Raw genomic sequence first — 16665 nt, forward strand, 5'->3', positions numbered from 1 at the left:
TTCGCCGAGCTAGAGCGGAGCCTGATCCGCCACCAGCCGCCGGAGCCGGAAGACGAGCGCGCGAAAGAGACGCCGACGGACTTCCAGCGCCGGTCCTTCGCCGAGTACAACGCGCGCTGCGGTCGGACGACAGGAACAGGCGATGTCCGCCGAGTCATGGGCGGCAGCAATGAACTGCTCCGCGCCCGCAGGGAAGCCGTGCTGGCCACCCTGCAGCGCGATCCCGACACGCCGCACGCCACGATCGCCGCCGCGCTTGATGCTCCGGTGACGACGATCCAGCGCGACATCGAGGCGCTCAGGGCGGGAGGGCTGATCTGATGGCTGCCGCAGAACTTCCGGCCTGGCTCACGACGGAGGACGCGCAGGAGCGGCGCGCCTTCTATGGCGAAGGCCCCACCTGCCAGAAATGCAACCTGCCAAGCTGGGCGTGCTGGACGATATGGGAGGTCACCACGCGCGTCCCCCAGAAGGACCGGGCGGACCTCAGGACAGTTCTGGAGGAAGACGCTCGCGCCTCCCTGGCTCGGGAAGGCTTGCCCAGCATCTGCACTGCAGACGGCTATCCGTTCGAGATGATGGGGAGAGATGGGGAATGAGCGCAATTTTCTGCCGCGTATACGAGGCCCAAGACCGATTTGGGGTCTCGCCGTCGACCATCTATCGCTGGGCTCGGGCAGGTCACATTTCGATTCGAAAAGTCGGCGGCTGCGCGCTGCTGCGCGTTTCCGAGGTCTCGGACTACATCGACGGACTGGGGGACCAGATGGGGGACCAGACTAACAGCGAAGCTGTCTAGTTGTTTTATTACCGATGCTTACGCGATTTCAAAAGTGCACGCATCATGCGCCCAGCATGAAAGAATTCTGCGCATTTTGCAGCTGCAGCGAAATTCTGCGCCTGCAAAACAATCCGGGCCCTGCAAAGTCGCAAAAAAATTTCCTTACATCGGACATAGCCTGATCCTGTCCGGAGTGCACGCCGGGGCCGCGGCCCCCGCCCCGGGCGGATACGGGTTTCCATTTCCGCCGGAAAGGATTGGCATGAACACGACCTCCCCTGTCACCGCGCTGGACTTCGCCGTCCCCGCCACCGACCCTTCGGCGCTGGCCGATACCTGGGGCGAGGCCGCCGCGCGGGCCGTGAGCCCGGCAGGGCTGCCCGCCCTGGAAGCGGAGCTGAGGGAACAGCTGGCACGGCTCTGCCTGCCGCGGAAGGAGTGGACAAGGCCGCATCCGGGGCCGGACGGTTCGGCGATGCTGGATGTGCTGGTGATCGGTGCCGGCCAGTACGGCACCGGCATCGGCGCCGCGCTGAAGCTCAACGGCATCACGAATTTCCTGATCCTCGACAAGGCGGAAGAGGGCCGCGAGGGGCCCTGGGTCACCTATGCGCGCATGCCGACGCTGCGCAGCCCGAAATTCCATCCCGGCATCTGCTTCGGCGTTCCGGCGATGACCTTCCAGAGCTGGCACCGCGCCGCCCATGGCGATGCCGCCTGGAACCGGCTCTACAAGATCCCGAACGGCGTCTGGCAGGACTACCTGGTCTGGGTGCGCCGCGTGCTGGACCTGCCGGTCAGGAACCGCGCAGAGGCGGTGGATCTGCGCCAGGCCGGAGACCATGTCGAGGTCGCGCTGGCCGACGGCTCGACGCTCTGCGCCCGCCGCGCGGTGGTGGCGAATGGCCGGATCGGATCGGGCGGACCGGCCCGCGTGCCGGGCGTCGCCGAGGACCTGCTGCCGGATCTCGCCGCGCATACTTCGGACGCGATCGACTTCGGCGCGCTGCGCGGCAAGAAGATCGCGGTGATCGGCACCGGCTCCTCGGCCTGGGACAATGCCGCGACGGCGCTGGAACAGGGCGCGGCCTCGGTCGAGATGGTCGCCCGCCGCAAGGCCGTGCCGCAGCTCAACAAGGGCCGCCCGGCCTCGGGCATTGCCTGGATGGAGGGCTGGCTCGCCCTGCCCGATGCCGACCGCTGGCGGCTGACCTGGTACATGGACAGCATGGGCGCGCCGCCGCCGCACGAGACCATCCTGCGCACGACCCGGATGCCGGGGTTTTCGGCGCATTTCTCCTGCGGCGCGATGAGCGCCACCCGCGAGGGCGGCCAGGTGCGGCTGGAGACGGAGCACGGCCCTTCCGGCCTCTACGATTTCCTGATCCTGGGCACCGGCTTCCGCACCGACCTGTCGGCGGAACCGCTCTTCGCCTCGATCTTCCCCGATGTCGCGCTCTGGTCGGATTGCTACCAGCCGCCCGCGGAGCTGGCCCATCCCGGCATGGGCCGCGCGCCCTATGTCGGGCGGGATTTCGAGCTGATCGGCAAGGACGGCGCGGACCTGTCGCGCATCCACCTCTTCAACAACGCCACCTACCTGTCGACCGGCACCATGGCCTCGGACATTCCCTCGCTCGACATCGCGCCTGCGCGGCTGGTGACCGGTCTGGTGCAGAAGCTCTTCGCCGAGGATTTCGACCAGCTCTTCGCCGAGCTGCAGGACTGGGAAGACGAGCACGAGATGCAGACCACCCCCTTCTACGCCCCCGACTACGTGAACCGCACAGGACGCTGAGCCATGACCGAGACCCTCACCCGCCCGGAACTGCGTCGCCTCGGAGACAGCGATCTGCATATCGCGCCGATGGTCTTCGGCGGGGCCGTCTTCGGCTGGACCTGCGACGAGGCGATGTCGCACCGGCTGCTGGATGCCTTCACCGATCGCGGCTTCAACTGCGTCGACACCGCCGATCTCTATTCCTTCTGGCTGCCGGGCAACAAGGGCGGCGAGTCCGAGACGATCCTCGGCAACTGGATCGCCAAGGGCAACCGCGACAAGATCGTGCTGGCGACCAAATGCGGCTCGCCGCGCACGCCGGGCGGCGGCGGGCTGTCGAAGGCGCATATCCTGAAGACGGTCGAGGACAGCCTGAAACGGCTGAAGACCGACCGGATCGACCTCTACCAGGCGCATCGCGACGACCTCGTGACCCAGCCCGAGGAGATTCTGGGCGCCTATGACCAGCTGATCCGCGAGGGCAAGGTCCGCTATGTCGGCGCCTCGAACTTCCTGTCGCCGCGGCTGAAGCAGATGCTCGATTTCGCCGAGGCCAACGGCCTGCCGAAGTTCCAGACGCTGCAGCCGAACTACAACCTCTATGACCGCAGCGAATTCGAATGGGGCTACGAGGGCTCCCTGGAGGAAATCTGCCACGAGCGCGGCGTCTCCGTGATCAGCTATTTCTCGCTCGCGAGCGGCTTCCTGACCGGCAAGTACCGCACCGAGGACGACCTGGCGAAGAACCGCGCCCGCGGCGGCGACGTGGAGAAATACCTCAACCCCCGCGGCTTCCGCATCCTTGCCGCGCTCGACCGCGCGGCGGCGCGCACCGGCGGCACGCCTGCACAGGTCGCGCTGGCTTGGGCGATGGCACAGCGCACCGTTGCCGCGCCGATCACCTCCGCCACCTCCATGGCGCAGCTCGAAGACCTCTTCGGCGCCGCCGAGCTGGTGCTCGATGCCGAAATCCTTGCCGATCTGGACAAGGCCAGCGGCAACCCTTCGGTCAACTGACCGCCCCCCTGCCGACGCGGCGAAGATCGCGCGGCGGACCCAGCAACTGTCCAACAGGAAAAGGAAACGCCAGATGACCACCAAACGGTCGCTTCCCACCTTCACCCGCCGCGGCTTCGGCGCGCTCGCGGGAGCCACCATGCTGACCGCCGCCCTGCCCGCCTTCGCCCAGACCTCGGGCGAGCCGGTCTATATCGGCGTTTCTGGCCCCAAGACCGGGCTGCATGCGCAATACGGCGCGCTCTGGGTGCAGGGCTTCGACCTGGCGCTCGACAAGATCAACGGCGAGGGCGGCATCAACGGCCGGCCGCTGGAATACATCTTCGAGGACAGCCAGAACGATCCGCGCCAGACCATCGCCATCGCGCAGAAATTCATTGCCGATCCCAAGATCGTGGCCGAGGCGGGCGATTTCTCCTCGACCTCCTCGATGGCGGCCTCGCCGCTCTACCAGCGCGGCGGACTGGTGCAGTTCGGCTTCACCAACTCGCACCCGGATTTCACCAAGACCGGCGACTACATGTGGTCGAACTCGATACCGCAGAGCCAGGAACAGCCGCTCTATGCCGATTTCGCGGTGAACACGCTTGGGCTGAAGAAGATCGGCGTCATGTACCTGAACACCGACTGGGGCAAGACGTCGAAGGACCTCTTCGCCTCCGCCGCCGAAGAGATGGGCGCGGAAATCGTGGCAGCCGAGGGCTACCTGGCCGACGAGAAGGATTTCCGCGCCACGCTGGTGCGCCTGCGCGATGCCGCGCCGGACGGGATCATGCTGGAAAGCTACTATTCCGACGGCGCGCTGATCGTGCGGCAGCTGCGCGATCTCGGCATCGACGTGCCGATCCTGGCAACCGGATCGATCTATTCGCCGGACTTCCTCGAACTGGCCGGCGATGCTGCCGAGGGCGTCTTCACCTCGGTCTACTACGCGCCCCAGTCGCCGCGCCCCGAAGTGGTCGAGTTCCGCCAGGGCTTCCTCGACAAGTACGGCGAGGAACCGAACCATTTCAACGCGCTGGCCTATGACGCCTTCAACATCCTCGCCGCCGTGATGCGCGAATACGGCACCGGGCGCGAAGAGATCAAGGACGGGCTCGGAAAGATCTCCGGCATTTCCTCGGTCCTGTTCGAAACCGTCTCCTTCGATCCGGAAACCCGGCGCGTTTCGGGTCCCGAGGTCACGCCGATCGTCGTCAAGGACGGCGCATTCACCATCTACACGCCCGAACAGGGCTGAGCGCGCCAGCAGCGCGGCGGTCCGGACTGCGGTCCGGCAGCGAAAGGATGACAATTTGAGCTTGTTCAGGGAACGGGCGGCGCTGAGCCGCCGGGCCTTCGGGCGGATTGCGCTTGCGGCCATGGTCACGACGGCGGCGGGGGCGCATGCGGACAGCCCGCCCGCCCCCGTCTTTATCGGCGTCTCGGGCCCGGTCACCGGCCCGCATGCGCAATACGGCGCGCAGTGGAAGCAGGGCTTCGACCTGGCGCTGGCGAAGATCAACGCGAATGGCGGCATCGACGGCCGGCCGCTGGCCTATGTCTTCGAGGACAGCCAGAACGATCCGCGGCAGACCATCGCCATCGCGCAGAAATTCATCGCCGATCCCAAGATCGCGGTGGAGGTCGGGGACTTCTCCTCGACCTCCTCGATGGCCGCCTCGCCGCTCTACCAGAGGGGCGGGCTGGTGCAGTTCGGCTTCACCAACTCGCATCCCGACTTCACCAGGACCGGCGACTACATGTGGTCGAACAACGTGCCGCAGAGCGAGGAACAGCCGCTGGTCGCGCGCCATGTGGTCGAAGACCTTGGCATGCAGAAGATCGCGGTGATGTATCTCAACACCGACTGGGGCAAGACCTCGAAGGATCTCTTCACCGCCGCCGCGACGGATCTGGGGGCCGAGATCGTCGCCGAGGAGGCCTATCTGGGCGACGAGAAGGATTTCCGCGCGACGCTGGTCCGGGTCCGCGATGCCGCCCCCGACGGGATCATGCTGGTCAGCTACTACAACGATGCCGCGCTGATCGTGCGGCAGCTGCGCGATCTGGGCATGGAGCAGACGGTCTTCGCCGCAGGGGCCAACTCGCCGGAATTCGTGGAACTGGCGGGCGAGGCCGGGAACGGCGTGCATACGGCGATGAACTTCGCGCCGATGTCGCCCCGCCCCATGGTGCAGGATTTCGTCGCCGCCTTCGAGGCCGAATATGGCAGCGCACCGTCGCATTTCTCGGCCATGGCCTATGACACGTTCAACCTGCTCGCCGCGGTGATGCGCCAATACGGCACCGGCCGCGACGACATCAGGGACGGGCTCGGCCAGATCTCGGGCCTCGAAAGCGTCATCTTCCCCGAGGTCTCCTTCGACCCCGAGACCCGCCGCATCTCCAATCCCTCGGTGACCGAGCTGGTCGTCATGGATGGCGGCTACGTCCCCTATTCCGGAGCCGGCCAGTGACCGGCGGCAACAGGAGCAACTGAATGGAGTTCCTCTCCTCCCTCATCTCCATGCCCTGGCTCGACTATTCGATCTCGGGGCTGGTCATCGGCTCGATCTACGCGCTGATGGCGGTGGGCCTGGCGCTGATCTTCGGCGTCGCCAACCTGATCAACTTCGCCCACGGGGCCGTTTTCACCGTGGGCGCCTATATCGGCTGGACCTGTCTCGTCGGGCTGGGCCTGCCGCTCGGCGTGACCATCGTCGCGGTGGCTGCCGTCTCGGGCGGGGTCGGCGCGCTGATCGAGTGGCTGGCGATCCGGCCCCTGAACCGGCAGTCGCGCATCGCGCCCTTGCTGGCCACCATCGGCGTCGCGCTTATGCTGGACCAGATCATCCATATCGTGTTCTCGCCGACGCCCCGCGCGCTGCCCGCGAACATCCCGGACTGGCGCATCGCCGTCGGCAACGGCACGATCGGCGCCATCGACATCACGATCTTCGCCACCGCCGTCATCTCCGCCGCCGCGCTCTATGCCTTCCTCTTCCGCACGAAGCTCGGCATGGCAGTCCGAGCCACCGCGCAGGATGACGACGCGGCCAAGCAGATGGGCGTGAACATCAACGCGGTGAACATGACCGTCTTCGGCATCGCCGGCGCCCTGGGCGGCATTGCCGGTCTGCTGGTCGGGCTCTACTACAACTCGATCGACCCCAACGCCTCCTTCCAGATGATGCTGAAGGGCATGGTCGCCATCGTCATCGGCGGCATGGCCAATGTCCCGGGCGCGATCGGCGGGGGCCTGATCCTGGGGCTGATCGAAAGCTGGGGCATCGGGCTCTTCGGGGCGAGCTATCGCAACCTCTTCGCCTTCGTGCTGCTCCTCGTGATGCTGCTCTTCCGCCCGAACGGCATCTTCGCCCGCGGCAAGGAACGCGCGGCCGAGCCGATGACCGGCACCTTCGTCACCCAGACCAAGGCGATCACCCTGCCGAGGCCGCTGATCTGGGTGCTGATCGGCGTGGCGGTCATCCTGCCGATGGCAAACATGCCCTACATCACCCAGGTCATGACCAACGCCTATCTCTACGGGCTCGCGGCACTGGCGCTGACGCTGGTCTCGGGCACGGTGGGGCTGGTCTCGATCGGCCATGCCGCGCTGGTGGCCATCGGCGCCTATGCCTCGGCCCTGCTGACGACCAAGGGCCTGCCGGTGTCTCTGGGCATCGTCATCGGCGGCGCGGCGGCGGCGCTGATCGGCACGGCGCTGGCCTATCCGGCCTTCCGGCTGCGCGGCCATTACGTCGCCATCGGCACGCTGGCCCTGGGCGAGATCGTCGCGCTGGTGATCCTGAACTGGGAGGGCGTGACCAATGGCGCGCTCGGCGTCTTCGCCATCCCGCCCCTGGAGATCTTCGGCCTGCCGCTCTATGGCACGAAGGCGAGCTACTGGTTCGTTCTGGCGCTGATGCTGGGCATGGCCGGGCTTCAGGTGCGGCTCCTGAAATCGCATCTGGGCCGCACCTGGAAGGCGATCCGCGAGGATACCGTCGCGGCCGAGACCTACGGCGTTTCCTCGAACTACTACAAGGGGCTGGCCTTCGGCTTCGCGGGCTTCACCGCAGGCATCGCCGGGGCCGTCACTGCGCATCAGTGGAGCTTCATCAACTATGACAGCTTCAACCTGCTCTTCTCGGTGCTGATCCTGACGATGGCCATTCTCGGCGGGCTGGGCAATGTCTCCGGCGCGATCCTCGGCGCCATCCTCGTCGCCGCCCTGCCCGAGATGTTCCGCACCCTCGCCGAGTACCGGATGCTGTTCTACGGCGCGGCGCTCGTCATCCTGATCCGTTTCCGCCCGCAGGGCCTTCTGGGGAGTGGCTGAACCATGGCCGAACCGATACTGACCGCGACCGGGATCACCCGGCGCTTCGGGGGCATCACCGCCGTCGACGGGGTGGACCTCCATGTGGCCGAGGGCGAGTTCCTCTCGGTGATCGGACCGAACGGCGCCGGCAAGACCACGCTCTTCAACCTGATCTCCGGCCAGGACCGGATGGATGGCGGCAAGGTCACGCTGGAAGGCCGCGACATCACCAATCTCTCGCCGCACAAGATGGCAGAAATTGGGGTCGCGCGGACCTTCCAGCACGGGCGGGTCTTCGGCAACCTCACCGTGATGGATAACGTCCTGATCGGCTGCCATGTGCGGATGAAGGCGGCGCGCTCCACCGTCCCCGTCATCGGCCCGGTGCTGGAACTCGGCAAGGCGCTGATCCAGCCGAAGGCCGTGCGCGAGGAGGAAGAGGCGATGCGCGAGGAGGCCCGCGCCATCATCGCCACTTTCGGCGAACGGCTGACGCCACGGACCGACAATCCGACCTATACGCTGAGCTACGCCAACCGCCGCCGGGTGGAGATCGCCCGCGCCCTGGCCCTGCATCCGCGCATCCTGATCCTCGACGAGCCGACCGCCGGCATGAACGAGAGCGAGACCGCCGAGATGCAGGAGATCATCGCCGGACTGAAGGCCGAAGGGCGCACGATCCTGCTGATCGAGCACAAGCTCAACATGGTCATGCAGCTGTCGGACCGGGTGATGGCGATGGATGACGGCAAGGTCATCTCGCATGGCACGCCCTCGGAGGTGCGCCACGATCCGAAGGTGATCGAGGCCTATCTCGGCCATTCCTCGATCGGCGGCGCCCGTCCCGCCGCCCGAGACAATGCCGAGCCGCAGGAAGTCATCACCGCCGGTCCCACCCAAGGACGGATCGGCCGGACAGGAGGTGCAGAGGCATGAAACCGCTTCTCCAGCTGGAAAACGTCAATTCCTTCTATGGCCCGGTGCAGGTGCATTTCGACCTGTCCCTGACCGTGCCCGAGAATGCCATCGTCTGCCTTCTCGGCGGCAATGCCTCGGGCAAGTCGACGACGATGAAGACCATCCTCGGCCTGCAGGTGCCGAAATCGGGCAAGGTCACCATGGAGGGCCGGGACATCACCGGCCTGCCGACGCCCGAGATCGTCCGCGCGGGCATCGCCACCGTGCCCGAGGCGCGGCGCCTCTTCGGCGACATGACCGTGCGGGAAAACTTGCTGATGGGCGCCTATGCCCGCAGCGACAAGCCCGGCATCGACGAGGATTACGAGAAGGTCCTCGACCTCTTCCCCCGGCTGAAACAGCGGCTCGGCCAGAAGGCCGGGACCATGTCGGGGGGCGAGCAGCAGATGGTCGCCATGGCCCGCGCGCTGATGGCGCGTCCCAAGCTCATCTGCATGGACGAACCCACGATGGGGCTGTCGCCCCTCTTCGTCGACCGCGTGCTGGAGCTGATCGCCACCGTGCGCCAGACCGGCGTCTCGGTCTTCATGGTCGAACAGAACGCCTCCATGGCGCTGAGCATCGCCGATTACGGCTACGTGCTGCAGACCGGCCGGATCGTGCTCGAGGGCCCGGCCGGCGATCTTCTTGCCGATCCGCGCATCCGGTCGGCCTATCTGGGCGACACCGCCGCCTGAGACATGCGGGGGCGGCTGCGCGCCGTCCCCGGGACATTCCCGAGAGGACCATCATGCTTGACGAAACCAAGGACACGCTCGCCCGCCTGACCGGCGGCGCGGGATCGGAGCTGGCTGCCGCGCGCCCCGCCGTCGCCGCCGCAATGGAGGCCTCGCAGGAGGCCTTGCTGGGCGAGGGGTCCTCGCCGCATCTGGGCATGGCCGAGAAGCACCTTGTCGCCCTTGCCGTCGCCGCCTGGCACGAGGATGCCGGTGCCGTGGCGCTCTATTCGGAGACCGCCGCTGCCGCCGGGGCCAGCGAGGCCGAGGTCGCCGCGGCCACGGGCGGCAATGCCGAAGACCCGCGTCTGGCCGCGCTGATGGCACACGCCAAGATGCTGACCTTCGCGCCGGCCGAAGGCTCCACTGCCAAGCTGGACGAGCTGCGCGCCGCGGGCGTCAGCGAGGATGGCGTGATCGCCGTCTCGCAGCTGACGGCCTATCTTTCCCACCAACTGCGCGCCGCCCACATGCTGCGCCTGCTCGGAGCCTGAGCCATGGCAGAGACCATCCCCTTCACGATGAAGATGCTGGAATGGAAATCCTGGAGCGATCCGATGGTGCTGGAGGACTGCTCGGAGGAGCAGATCGCGGTGCTGGAGGAATCCGACCCGGTCGCCAAGACGCATGAATACTACCTGACGCTGGTGCGCGACCCGGCGGCCCTGCTGGCACGCTCGCGGCTCTTCAACGCCATCATGTACTCCGAGGAGGGCGCGGGCCGCGCCGAGAAGGAATTCGCGGCCACGGCGGAGAGCATGCTGAACGGCTGCGTCTTCTGCGCCTCGGTGCATGCCCGGCTCTATTCCCGCTTCGCCAGGGACCGGCCCACGATGCAGGCCTTCCTCGATGCCGGGCTCGACATGGAGCTGCCGGACCGGCTGCGCGCCATCGCCGATTTCGCCACCGCGCTGGCCGCGACCCCGCCGAAGGCGGACCAGTCGCATGTCGATGCTCTGAAGGCCGAGGGCATGACGGCGGAGGAGATCATGGACATCGCCAATGCGGTGGCGATGTTCGCCTGGGCGAACCGGCTGATGCTGACGCTCGGCGCGCCGCAATACCAGAACTGAGCATTCCGGCCCGGGCGTGCCCCGGGCCGGAGCCTGTCCTCAATCCGGCAGGGCGTAGACGGCGATCTCGTCGCCGACCTGGTCCTTCAGGATCGTGTTGCCGCCCGCGGTGAAGGCGACGTATTCCCTGCCCTTGTATTCGTAGACCGCCGGAATCGAGACCGCCGGGGCCTGGACGTTGTCGGACCACAGCTCGTCGCCGGTCTCCATGTCATAGGCGCGGACCTTTGCGTCCATCGAGGCGCCGATGAAGATCACCCCGCCTGCCGTCACCGCCGGGCCGCCGATGGTGGGCGAGCCCATGCTCTCGGGCATGTAGAAGCCGTACTTCTGCGAGGCGCCGATCGGACGCTTCCACTTGATGTCGCCCGTGTGCATGTCGATCGCCGCGATCTCGCCATAGGGCGGTTCCCAGCAGGGCATGCCCGCCCAGTTCATCGCGACATGCAGCGACATTCCGTAGGGCGCGCCGCGCTGCGGGTGGAAGCCGCCCTCGCCGACCGACTTCCCCTGGTTCAGCTTCTCGTAGGTCTGCCGGTCATAGAGCTGGATGTATTGCAGGATATGCGAAAAGTTGACGATGGCGGTCTGGCTTTCCGGATCGTAGGCCACCCCGCCCCACTGCACCCCGCCCGAGCTGTCGGGATAGGTCAGCACGCCTGCTTCCTTCGTGGTCGGCGGCGTGTACATGCCCTCGTAGGAAAGGCTGTCGATCAGCTTGGAACATTGCCCGCCGCTGACCAGATCCGCGATCCACCAGGCTTCCGGCTTCTTCGACTGGTCGAGAAGCGGCGCGGGCTTGGTCGGGAAGGGCTGGGTCGCGGAATAGACCTCACCCTCGACTGTGCCGTCGCCCTGCGGGACGGGACGTTCCTCGATCGGCCAGACATCCTCGCCGGTCAGGCGGTTGACCACGAAGAGGAAGCCCTGCTTGGTCGCCTGGATCAGCGCCGGGATCTGCTCGCCGTCCACCGTGATGTCCATCAGCGTCGGCGCCGAGTTGATGTCATAGTCCCAGATGTCGTGATGCACCCATTGCCGCGACCAGACAGGTTCCCCGGTGTCGATGTCGAGCGCGGTCGTGGAGGTGGCAAAGGGGATCGGATCCTTGTGGTTGCCGCCCCAGTAGTTCGGCGAGGGCGAGGCGACGGGCAGGTAGACCAGCCCCGCCTTCTCGTCCACCGACATGCCGGTCCAGACATTCGCCGTGCCGGTCTGCGACCGCACGTCCTCGGGGATCGTGTCGAATTTCCACTCCAGCTTGCCGGTGCGGGCATTCACCGAGAAAACCGCGCCGGGAGGTGCCTCTGCCCAGTCCCAGTCGCTGCCGGCCCAGCCCATGATGACATGGTCGCCCACCACGGTCGGCGGCTGCAGGAGCGAGGTCGGGAAGTGGTTGTTCATCACGTTGAAGCGGTTGGTGTCGAAGACGCCGTTGTCGCCGAAATCGGTGCAGGGCTTGCCGGTATCGGCATCGACCGCGAAGAGCCGCGCATCCATCGTGCCGAGATAGACGATCTTCTGGCAGGCCTCGCCCGCGACCGGATCGGCGGCCTCCCAATAGGCGACGCCGCGGTTCTTGAGCGCGGGCTGGGTCAGCGGCTTCAGCACCGACTTGGTGTCGAAGCTCCATTTCTCCTTCCCCGTCGCCGGATCGAGCGCGAGGATGCGGTAGAACGGCGTGCCGAGATAGAGCGTGTCATTGGCGAAGATCGGGGTTGCAGACCAGACGGTCTCGGCCGTGTCGCCCGAGCCGTCGGACAGGTCGCCGGTATGGACCTCCCAGACCTTCTTCAGGTCCCCTACATTGTCTGCGGTAATCTCTGACAGCGGCGAATATTTCTGGGCGTTGAGCTGGCCGTGGAAGGTGTTCCAGGTGGCCTGCTGCGGCACCAGCGGCACGTCCGGGCGCGCGGCCGGGGCGGGATCATCATCGGACACGGCGGGCTCGTCTGCCGCCGCGGCCATGGCATTGTCGGACGCGGCATTGGCGGCCGGGTCGGAAATGTCGGCCACGCCGGGGCCGGTCTGCACGGCGCTCGGCCGGAGCGTCACGACATCGGCGGCGCGGGCCATCCCCGTGAACGGCAGGGCCATGGCAGTGGAGAGGAGGAGCAAGCTGCGGATCATGCCAGGGCTCCTTCCGTGCCTGCGGCGCGGCGGGCCGGGGTGAAGACATCGATCAGCCAGCCGATCAGCGCGACGCCCATGGCTGCGATCAGCACCCATTCATGCAGGAAGGCGGCCGCGGCGGCGGTGCCGAGAATGCCGAGGACCAGCAGCGCGCGGACGAGGTTGCGCCAGCCGCGCGGGGCGATCAGCGCGACCACCAGTGCCGCGGCAAGGACGAGGATGGACGTGATGACGACCAGAAGCGCGCCGGGCGTGCCGGTGACGCCGGTCAGCGGAGCGAAATAGGCATAGGCGGCGACGGCCGCGCCGGCGAGGCCGCCGGCGAAGATCAGAATGGCGCCCATGCGCCGTGAAACCGTGGAATTTGTCACGAAGGAAACCTCTCGGACTGCAACACTCGGGGCGCGGATCGGACCCGCCCCCGTGTGAGCGGCAACGCGCCGGTTCCCGGGAGGTTTCATGGATGCAGGAACGAAACCGTGAGGCCGCCTCAGACCAGGAAGGCGGGATCGATCGGCTCGCCTGCCGCATGGGCGCGGACATTGGCCGCCCAATGGCGCACGATCCGGGCGAAATTGTCCCGCGTCCGCCCGCCGGCATGGGCGGTGAAAACGGTGTTGGGCGCGCTGCGGATCGGCGCATCCGGCAGCAGCGGCTCTGGGTCGAAAGCGTCGAGCCCGGCAGCGCCGATCTGGCCGGACTTCAAGGCCCCGGCCAGCGCCGCCTCGTCGATCAGGTCGCCGCGGGCGGTGTTGACCACGAGCGCGCCGCGCTTCATCCGGCCCAGCGTTTCCGCATTCAGCAGGTGCCGCGTCGCCGGGGTCGAGGGCGCGTGCAGGCTGAGGATGTCGACCTTGGGCAGCATCTCGTCGAAGGGCGTGGCGCCCGGCCCGCCCGAGGCGCGCGAATGCAGCACCTCGCAATCGAAGCCCTTCAGCCGCTTCTCGACCTCCTTCGCAATGGCGCCGTAGCCGACCAGACCGACCACCGCCCCGGTCAGGTCGCGACCGGTTTCATAGAGGTCCGGCTCCGCCCAGGCGCCGCCGCGGATCAGCCGGTCCGCCACGCAGACCCGGCGCAGGCAGGCCAGCATCAGCGCCAGCGTCAGGTCGGCCACCGAGGGCGCGTTCACCCCCGGCGAACGGGCAATGGCGAGCCCCCGCGCCTTCGCTTCGGCGATCGGGATGCCGTCGGTGCCGGTGCCCCATTGGTGGATCATCTTCAGGTCCGGCCCGGCATCGAGCAGCGCGGCGGGCATCTTGACGGCCCGCACCAGCGCGTATTCCACCCCCCGCAGCGCCGCCGCCCGGTCGGCATCGTCGTTCGACTCGCAGAAGACCAGCTCCAGATCCGGCCCGGCGAGGTCGCGGAGCTTCGGGCGGATTTCGGGCGGGAAATATTCGAGCAGGGCTACCTTGGTCATCGCTACAACATCCGTTTGTCGTCGGTCGGGAAAGCAGGCGGCGGCCCCCCGGAAAACCGGGAGGCCGCCTTCTCGGGACAGTCAGGGATCAGGTCCGGCCGCGGATCAGGTCCTGCATCATTTCCATCTCCTCGCCGGTGAGATCCGTCAGCGGCGAGCGCACCGGTCCGGCCTCGAAGCCGCGCAGGCGCACGCCCGCCTTGATCGCGGAAACGGCATAGCCGGTCTTGCGGTCGCGGATCTTCGCGAAGGGATAGTAGAACTCCTTCAGGAGCCGCTCGCAGGTGGCGTCGTCGCCCTTGGTGAAGGCCTGGTGGAACTCGGTCGCGGTGCCCGGGACGAAGTTGAACACGGCCGAGGAATAGGTCGGCATCCCCGCCCCGCGATAGGCCTGGGCGAAAAGCTCGTGGGTCGGCATGCCGCCGATATAGCTCAGCCGGTCGCCCATGGCCAAGGTCACGCGGCGCACCGTGTCGATGTCGCCGGTGCCGTCCTTGAAGCCGATCAGGTTGGGGTTGGCATCGGCCAGCCGCTCCAGCGCCTCGGCGGTCACCCGCGCCTGGCCGCGGTTGTAGACGATGACGCCCATCCGCGTGGACTTGCAGACCGCGTCGATGCGCGCCTCGATCCCGTCGGCCGGCGCGCCGATCAGGTAGTGCGGCAGCAGGAGGATCCCGTCGCCGCCGGCCTCCTCGATCGCCTGGGCCATCTCGCAGGCCATCTTGGTGCCGTAGCCGCAGCCGGCGATCACCGGCTGCTGGGGATCGGCCGCCTTTGCGGTGCGGACGATCTCGACCACTTCCGCAGGCGTCAGCGAGAACAGCTCGCCGGTGCCGCCTGCCACGATCAGCCCGGCGCAGGGATGGCCCGAGAGCCATTCCAGATGCGCGCGGAACGGACCCGGCGCGAAGTCGTCATTCCCGTCGAAGGGCGTGACCGGAAAGGACAGGAGGCCGGTGCGGATTCTCTCCTTCAGGTCGTCGTTTTCCAGCATGGGGCGGGTGTCGAGCATTGGGGTTCCTCCCGTTCAGAGTGCCGGCATGGAGCCGATCACATGCGTGTCCCGCGTCGCCGCGCGGGCCTCGCCCGACAGCGTCAGGCCGAAGCCCGGGCCATCGGGGATGTGGATGCAGCCGTCGCCGATCGCGAGGCGCTCGTCGAAGAGCGGCTCCAGCCAGTCGAAATGCTCCACCCAGACCTCGCCCGGATAGGCGGCGGCCAGGTGGATGTGCTGCTCCATGACGAAATGCGGGGCGAGGCCGATCCGGGCCTCCTCGGCCAGCGCCATCACCTTCAGGAAGGGCGTGATGCCGCCGATCCGCGGCGCGTCGACCTGGGTGAAGCCGCAGCCGCCGGCGCGGATCAGCGCGCGGTGCTCGGCCACCGAGGTCAGCATCTCGCCGGTCGCAACCGGCGTGGCCAGCTGCGCGGCCAGCGCGCCATGGCCCTCATGGTCGCGCGCGGCCAGCGGCTCCTCGATGAAGGCCAGGCCCAGCCCGTCGATCTCGCGCGAGAAGGACAGCGCCTGCGGGCGGCTCCATTGCTGGTTGGCGTCGACCATCAGCGCGACCCGTCCGGCCGTGACCTCGCAGAGCGCCTCGATCCGGCGCATGTCCTCGGCCCGGTCGGGCTGGCCGACCTTCATCTTGATGCCGCCGATGCCGCGGGCGATGGCCGCCTCGGCGCCCTCGCGCATTTCCGGGATGGTCGCCTGCAGGTACTGGCCGGAAGTGTTGTAGACCGGGACGGCCTCGCGGTAGGCGCCCAGAAAATGCGCCAGCGGCATGCCGGCGCGCTTGGCCTTCAGATCCCAGAGCGCGGAGTCGAAGGCGGCGATGCATTGCGCGGCCGCCCCGCCCTCGCCCAGCGAGTTGGTGCGCCAGGCCAGCCGGTCCCAGAGCCAGGAGATCCGGTTCGGATCCTCGCCGATCAGCAGCGGCCCGATCTCGCGCGCCAGCGCCGCCAGCGCCGTGCCGCCCGCCCGGAGCGTGTAGGAAAAGCCCATCCCGGTCAGCCCCTGCTCCGAGGCGATCTCGACGACCAGCAGGTCGACCGCGGCCAGCGGACTCTGGCGGCCGGTCGCGACCTTGGCGTCCGAGACCGGCTTGGCGATCGGCTGGACCACATGGCTGAGCCTCAGCCCGGCGATCCGGTCGGTTGTGGTGACGGAGATGCGTTCCGCGCGTGTCATGGTGCCTGTCCTCCCGGGTCGGCGATGTCAGGGTCCGGCCGCTGCGGGCACGGGGTTTCCGGTCCGGCCGCCGCTCTCCCCGGGCGGCGACCGGTCCGCGGCACAGGGAAGGCCGCGGTGTCTGCGTGTCGGGGCCGCTATTCTGCCGCGGCCCGCGCCTCCATCCGCCGGTGGCGTATCGAGGACGCGAGTGCTGCTGCTATGAACGCTGCTCCGAGGAGTCCCGTCACGGCCTCGTTGATGTGGACGAGGGTCTGGGCGAACATG

Annotated in this window: 17 protein-coding genes; 12 read left to right on the top strand and 5 right to left on the bottom strand. The window is 67.6% G+C overall.

What is annotated here, in order from left to right; genetic code table 11:
- From HCC78_RS28645 to HCC78_RS28700, 12 genes are all read left to right on the top strand, one after another.
- A partial coding sequence (locus HCC78_RS28645; protein WP_216671357.1) for a hypothetical protein occupies positions 1-321 on the top strand: 321 nt, incomplete at its 5' end.
- The gene (locus HCC78_RS28650; protein WP_172332171.1) at positions 321-599 is read left to right on the top strand and encodes a hypothetical protein; all 279 of its coding nucleotides are present in this window, start codon (positions 321-323) and stop codon (positions 597-599) included. The genes HCC78_RS28645 and HCC78_RS28650, both read left to right, overlap by 1 nt.
- Positions 596-799: a helix-turn-helix domain-containing protein gene (locus tag HCC78_RS28655; protein WP_172332172.1), complete on the top strand. Its 204-nt coding sequence runs from the start codon at positions 596-598 to the stop codon at positions 797-799. The genes HCC78_RS28650 and HCC78_RS28655 overlap by 4 nt, the downstream gene beginning before the upstream one ends.
- A gap of 244 nt (positions 800-1043) precedes the next feature.
- Entirely contained in the window at positions 1044-2579 is a 1536-nt protein-coding gene (locus tag HCC78_RS28660; RefSeq protein ID WP_172332173.1) for an NAD(P)-binding domain-containing protein, read from the top strand.
- Positions 2580-2582: 3 nt separating this feature from the next.
- Positions 2583-3578 (top strand): aldo/keto reductase, encoded by a 996-nt coding sequence (locus tag HCC78_RS28665; protein ID WP_172332174.1) that lies wholly within the window; start codon positions 2583-2585, stop codon positions 3576-3578.
- 73 nt (positions 3579-3651) lie between these two features.
- A complete protein-coding gene (locus HCC78_RS28670) occupies positions 3652-4818 on the top strand; it encodes an ABC transporter substrate-binding protein (protein ID WP_172332175.1) in 1167 nt (388 codons plus the stop codon).
- A 55-nt stretch (positions 4819-4873) separates the two neighbouring features.
- A complete protein-coding gene (locus HCC78_RS28675) occupies positions 4874-6037 on the top strand; it encodes an ABC transporter substrate-binding protein (RefSeq protein ID WP_172332176.1) in 1164 nt (387 codons plus the stop codon).
- Between the two features lie 23 nt (positions 6038-6060).
- Positions 6061-7902, top strand: coding sequence for an ABC transporter permease (locus HCC78_RS28680; protein WP_216671358.1), 1842 nt, complete (start codon positions 6061-6063; stop codon positions 7900-7902).
- 3 nt (positions 7903-7905) lie between these two features.
- A complete protein-coding gene (locus HCC78_RS28685) occupies positions 7906-8820 on the top strand; it encodes an ABC transporter ATP-binding protein (protein ID WP_172332177.1) in 915 nt (304 codons plus the stop codon).
- A complete protein-coding gene (locus tag HCC78_RS28690) occupies positions 8817-9539 on the top strand; it encodes an ABC transporter ATP-binding protein (protein ID WP_172332178.1) in 723 nt (240 codons plus the stop codon). Before HCC78_RS28685 ends, HCC78_RS28690 begins: the two co-directional genes overlap by 4 nt.
- Before the next feature lie 53 nt (positions 9540-9592).
- Positions 9593-10072 carry a hypothetical protein gene (locus HCC78_RS28695; protein ID WP_172332179.1) on the top strand — a complete coding sequence of 160 codons (480 nt, stop codon included), beginning with the start codon at positions 9593-9595 and terminating at the stop codon, positions 10070-10072.
- Positions 10073-10075: 3 nt separating this feature from the next.
- Positions 10076-10651: a peroxidase-related enzyme gene (locus tag HCC78_RS28700; RefSeq protein ID WP_172332180.1), complete on the top strand. Its 576-nt coding sequence runs from the start codon at positions 10076-10078 to the stop codon at positions 10649-10651.
- Between the two features lie 39 nt (positions 10652-10690).
- On the opposite strand, the gene HCC78_RS28705 is transcribed toward HCC78_RS28700, so the two are convergent.
- The 5 genes from HCC78_RS28705 to HCC78_RS28725 all read right to left on the bottom strand — a co-directional run bounded on the left by HCC78_RS28705 (position 10691) and on the right by HCC78_RS28725 (position 16398).
- Positions 10691-12781, bottom strand: a complete 2091-nt coding sequence (locus HCC78_RS28705) for a pyrroloquinoline quinone-dependent dehydrogenase (protein ID WP_172332181.1) — start codon at positions 12779-12781, stop codon at positions 10691-10693.
- On the bottom strand, positions 12778-13128 hold the full coding sequence (locus HCC78_RS28710; RefSeq protein WP_172332182.1) for a hypothetical protein: 351 nt from the start codon (positions 13126-13128) through the stop codon (positions 12778-12780). Before HCC78_RS28710 ends, HCC78_RS28705 begins: the two co-directional genes overlap by 4 nt.
- Positions 13129-13274: 146 nt before the next feature.
- A complete protein-coding gene (locus HCC78_RS28715) occupies positions 13275-14207 on the bottom strand; it encodes a 2-hydroxyacid dehydrogenase (RefSeq protein WP_172332183.1) in 933 nt (310 codons plus the stop codon).
- Between the two features lie 88 nt (positions 14208-14295).
- Positions 14296-15198, bottom strand: a complete 903-nt coding sequence (locus HCC78_RS28720; protein WP_216671360.1) for a 5-dehydro-4-deoxyglucarate dehydratase — start codon at positions 15196-15198, stop codon at positions 14296-14298.
- Positions 15199-15234: 36 nt separating this feature from the next.
- Positions 15235-16398 carry a mandelate racemase/muconate lactonizing enzyme family protein gene (locus HCC78_RS28725; RefSeq protein WP_172332184.1) on the bottom strand — a complete coding sequence of 388 codons (1164 nt, stop codon included), beginning with the start codon at positions 16396-16398 and terminating at the stop codon, positions 15235-15237.
- Between the last annotated feature and the right edge of the window lie 267 nt (positions 16399-16665).

It is taken from the genome of Mangrovicoccus sp. HB161399, assembly GCF_013184745.1.
In the GTDB taxonomy this organism is placed as follows: Bacteria; Pseudomonadota; Alphaproteobacteria; order Rhodobacterales; family Rhodobacteraceae; genus Mangrovicoccus.

Bases quoted from the DNA above. Each gene is read 5' to 3' on its own strand.
- HCC78_RS28680 (WP_216671358.1), top strand. From the start codon at position 6,061: ATGGAGTTCCTCTCCTCCCTCATCTCCATGCCCTGGCTCGACTATTCG.
- HCC78_RS28690 (WP_172332178.1), top strand. From the start codon at position 8,817: ATGAAACCGCTTCTCCAGCTGGAAAACGTCAATTCCTTCTATGGCCCG.
- HCC78_RS28700 (WP_172332180.1), top strand. From the start codon at position 10,076: ATGGCAGAGACCATCCCCTTCACGATGAAGATGCTGGAATGGAAATCC.
- HCC78_RS28655 (WP_172332172.1), top strand. From the start codon at position 596: ATGAGCGCAATTTTCTGCCGCGTATACGAGGCCCAAGACCGATTTGGG.
- HCC78_RS28650 (WP_172332171.1), top strand. From the start codon at position 321: ATGGCTGCCGCAGAACTTCCGGCCTGGCTCACGACGGAGGACGCGCAG.
- HCC78_RS28695 (WP_172332179.1), top strand. From the start codon at position 9,593: ATGCTTGACGAAACCAAGGACACGCTCGCCCGCCTGACCGGCGGCGCG.
- HCC78_RS28715 (WP_172332183.1), bottom strand. From the start codon at position 14,207: ATGACCAAGGTAGCCCTGCTCGAATATTTCCCGCCCGAAATCCGCCCG.
- HCC78_RS28660 (WP_172332173.1), top strand. From the start codon at position 1,044: ATGAACACGACCTCCCCTGTCACCGCGCTGGACTTCGCCGTCCCCGCC.
- HCC78_RS28685 (WP_172332177.1), top strand. From the start codon at position 7,906: ATGGCCGAACCGATACTGACCGCGACCGGGATCACCCGGCGCTTCGGG.
- HCC78_RS28710 (WP_172332182.1), bottom strand. From the start codon at position 13,128: ATGGGCGCCATTCTGATCTTCGCCGGCGGCCTCGCCGGCGCGGCCGTC.
- HCC78_RS28725 (WP_172332184.1), bottom strand. From the start codon at position 16,398: ATGACACGCGCGGAACGCATCTCCGTCACCACAACCGACCGGATCGCC.
- HCC78_RS28665 (WP_172332174.1), top strand. From the start codon at position 2,583: ATGACCGAGACCCTCACCCGCCCGGAACTGCGTCGCCTCGGAGACAGC.
- HCC78_RS28670 (WP_172332175.1), top strand. From the start codon at position 3,652: ATGACCACCAAACGGTCGCTTCCCACCTTCACCCGCCGCGGCTTCGGC.
- HCC78_RS28705 (WP_172332181.1), bottom strand. From the start codon at position 12,781: ATGATCCGCAGCTTGCTCCTCCTCTCCACTGCCATGGCCCTGCCGTTC.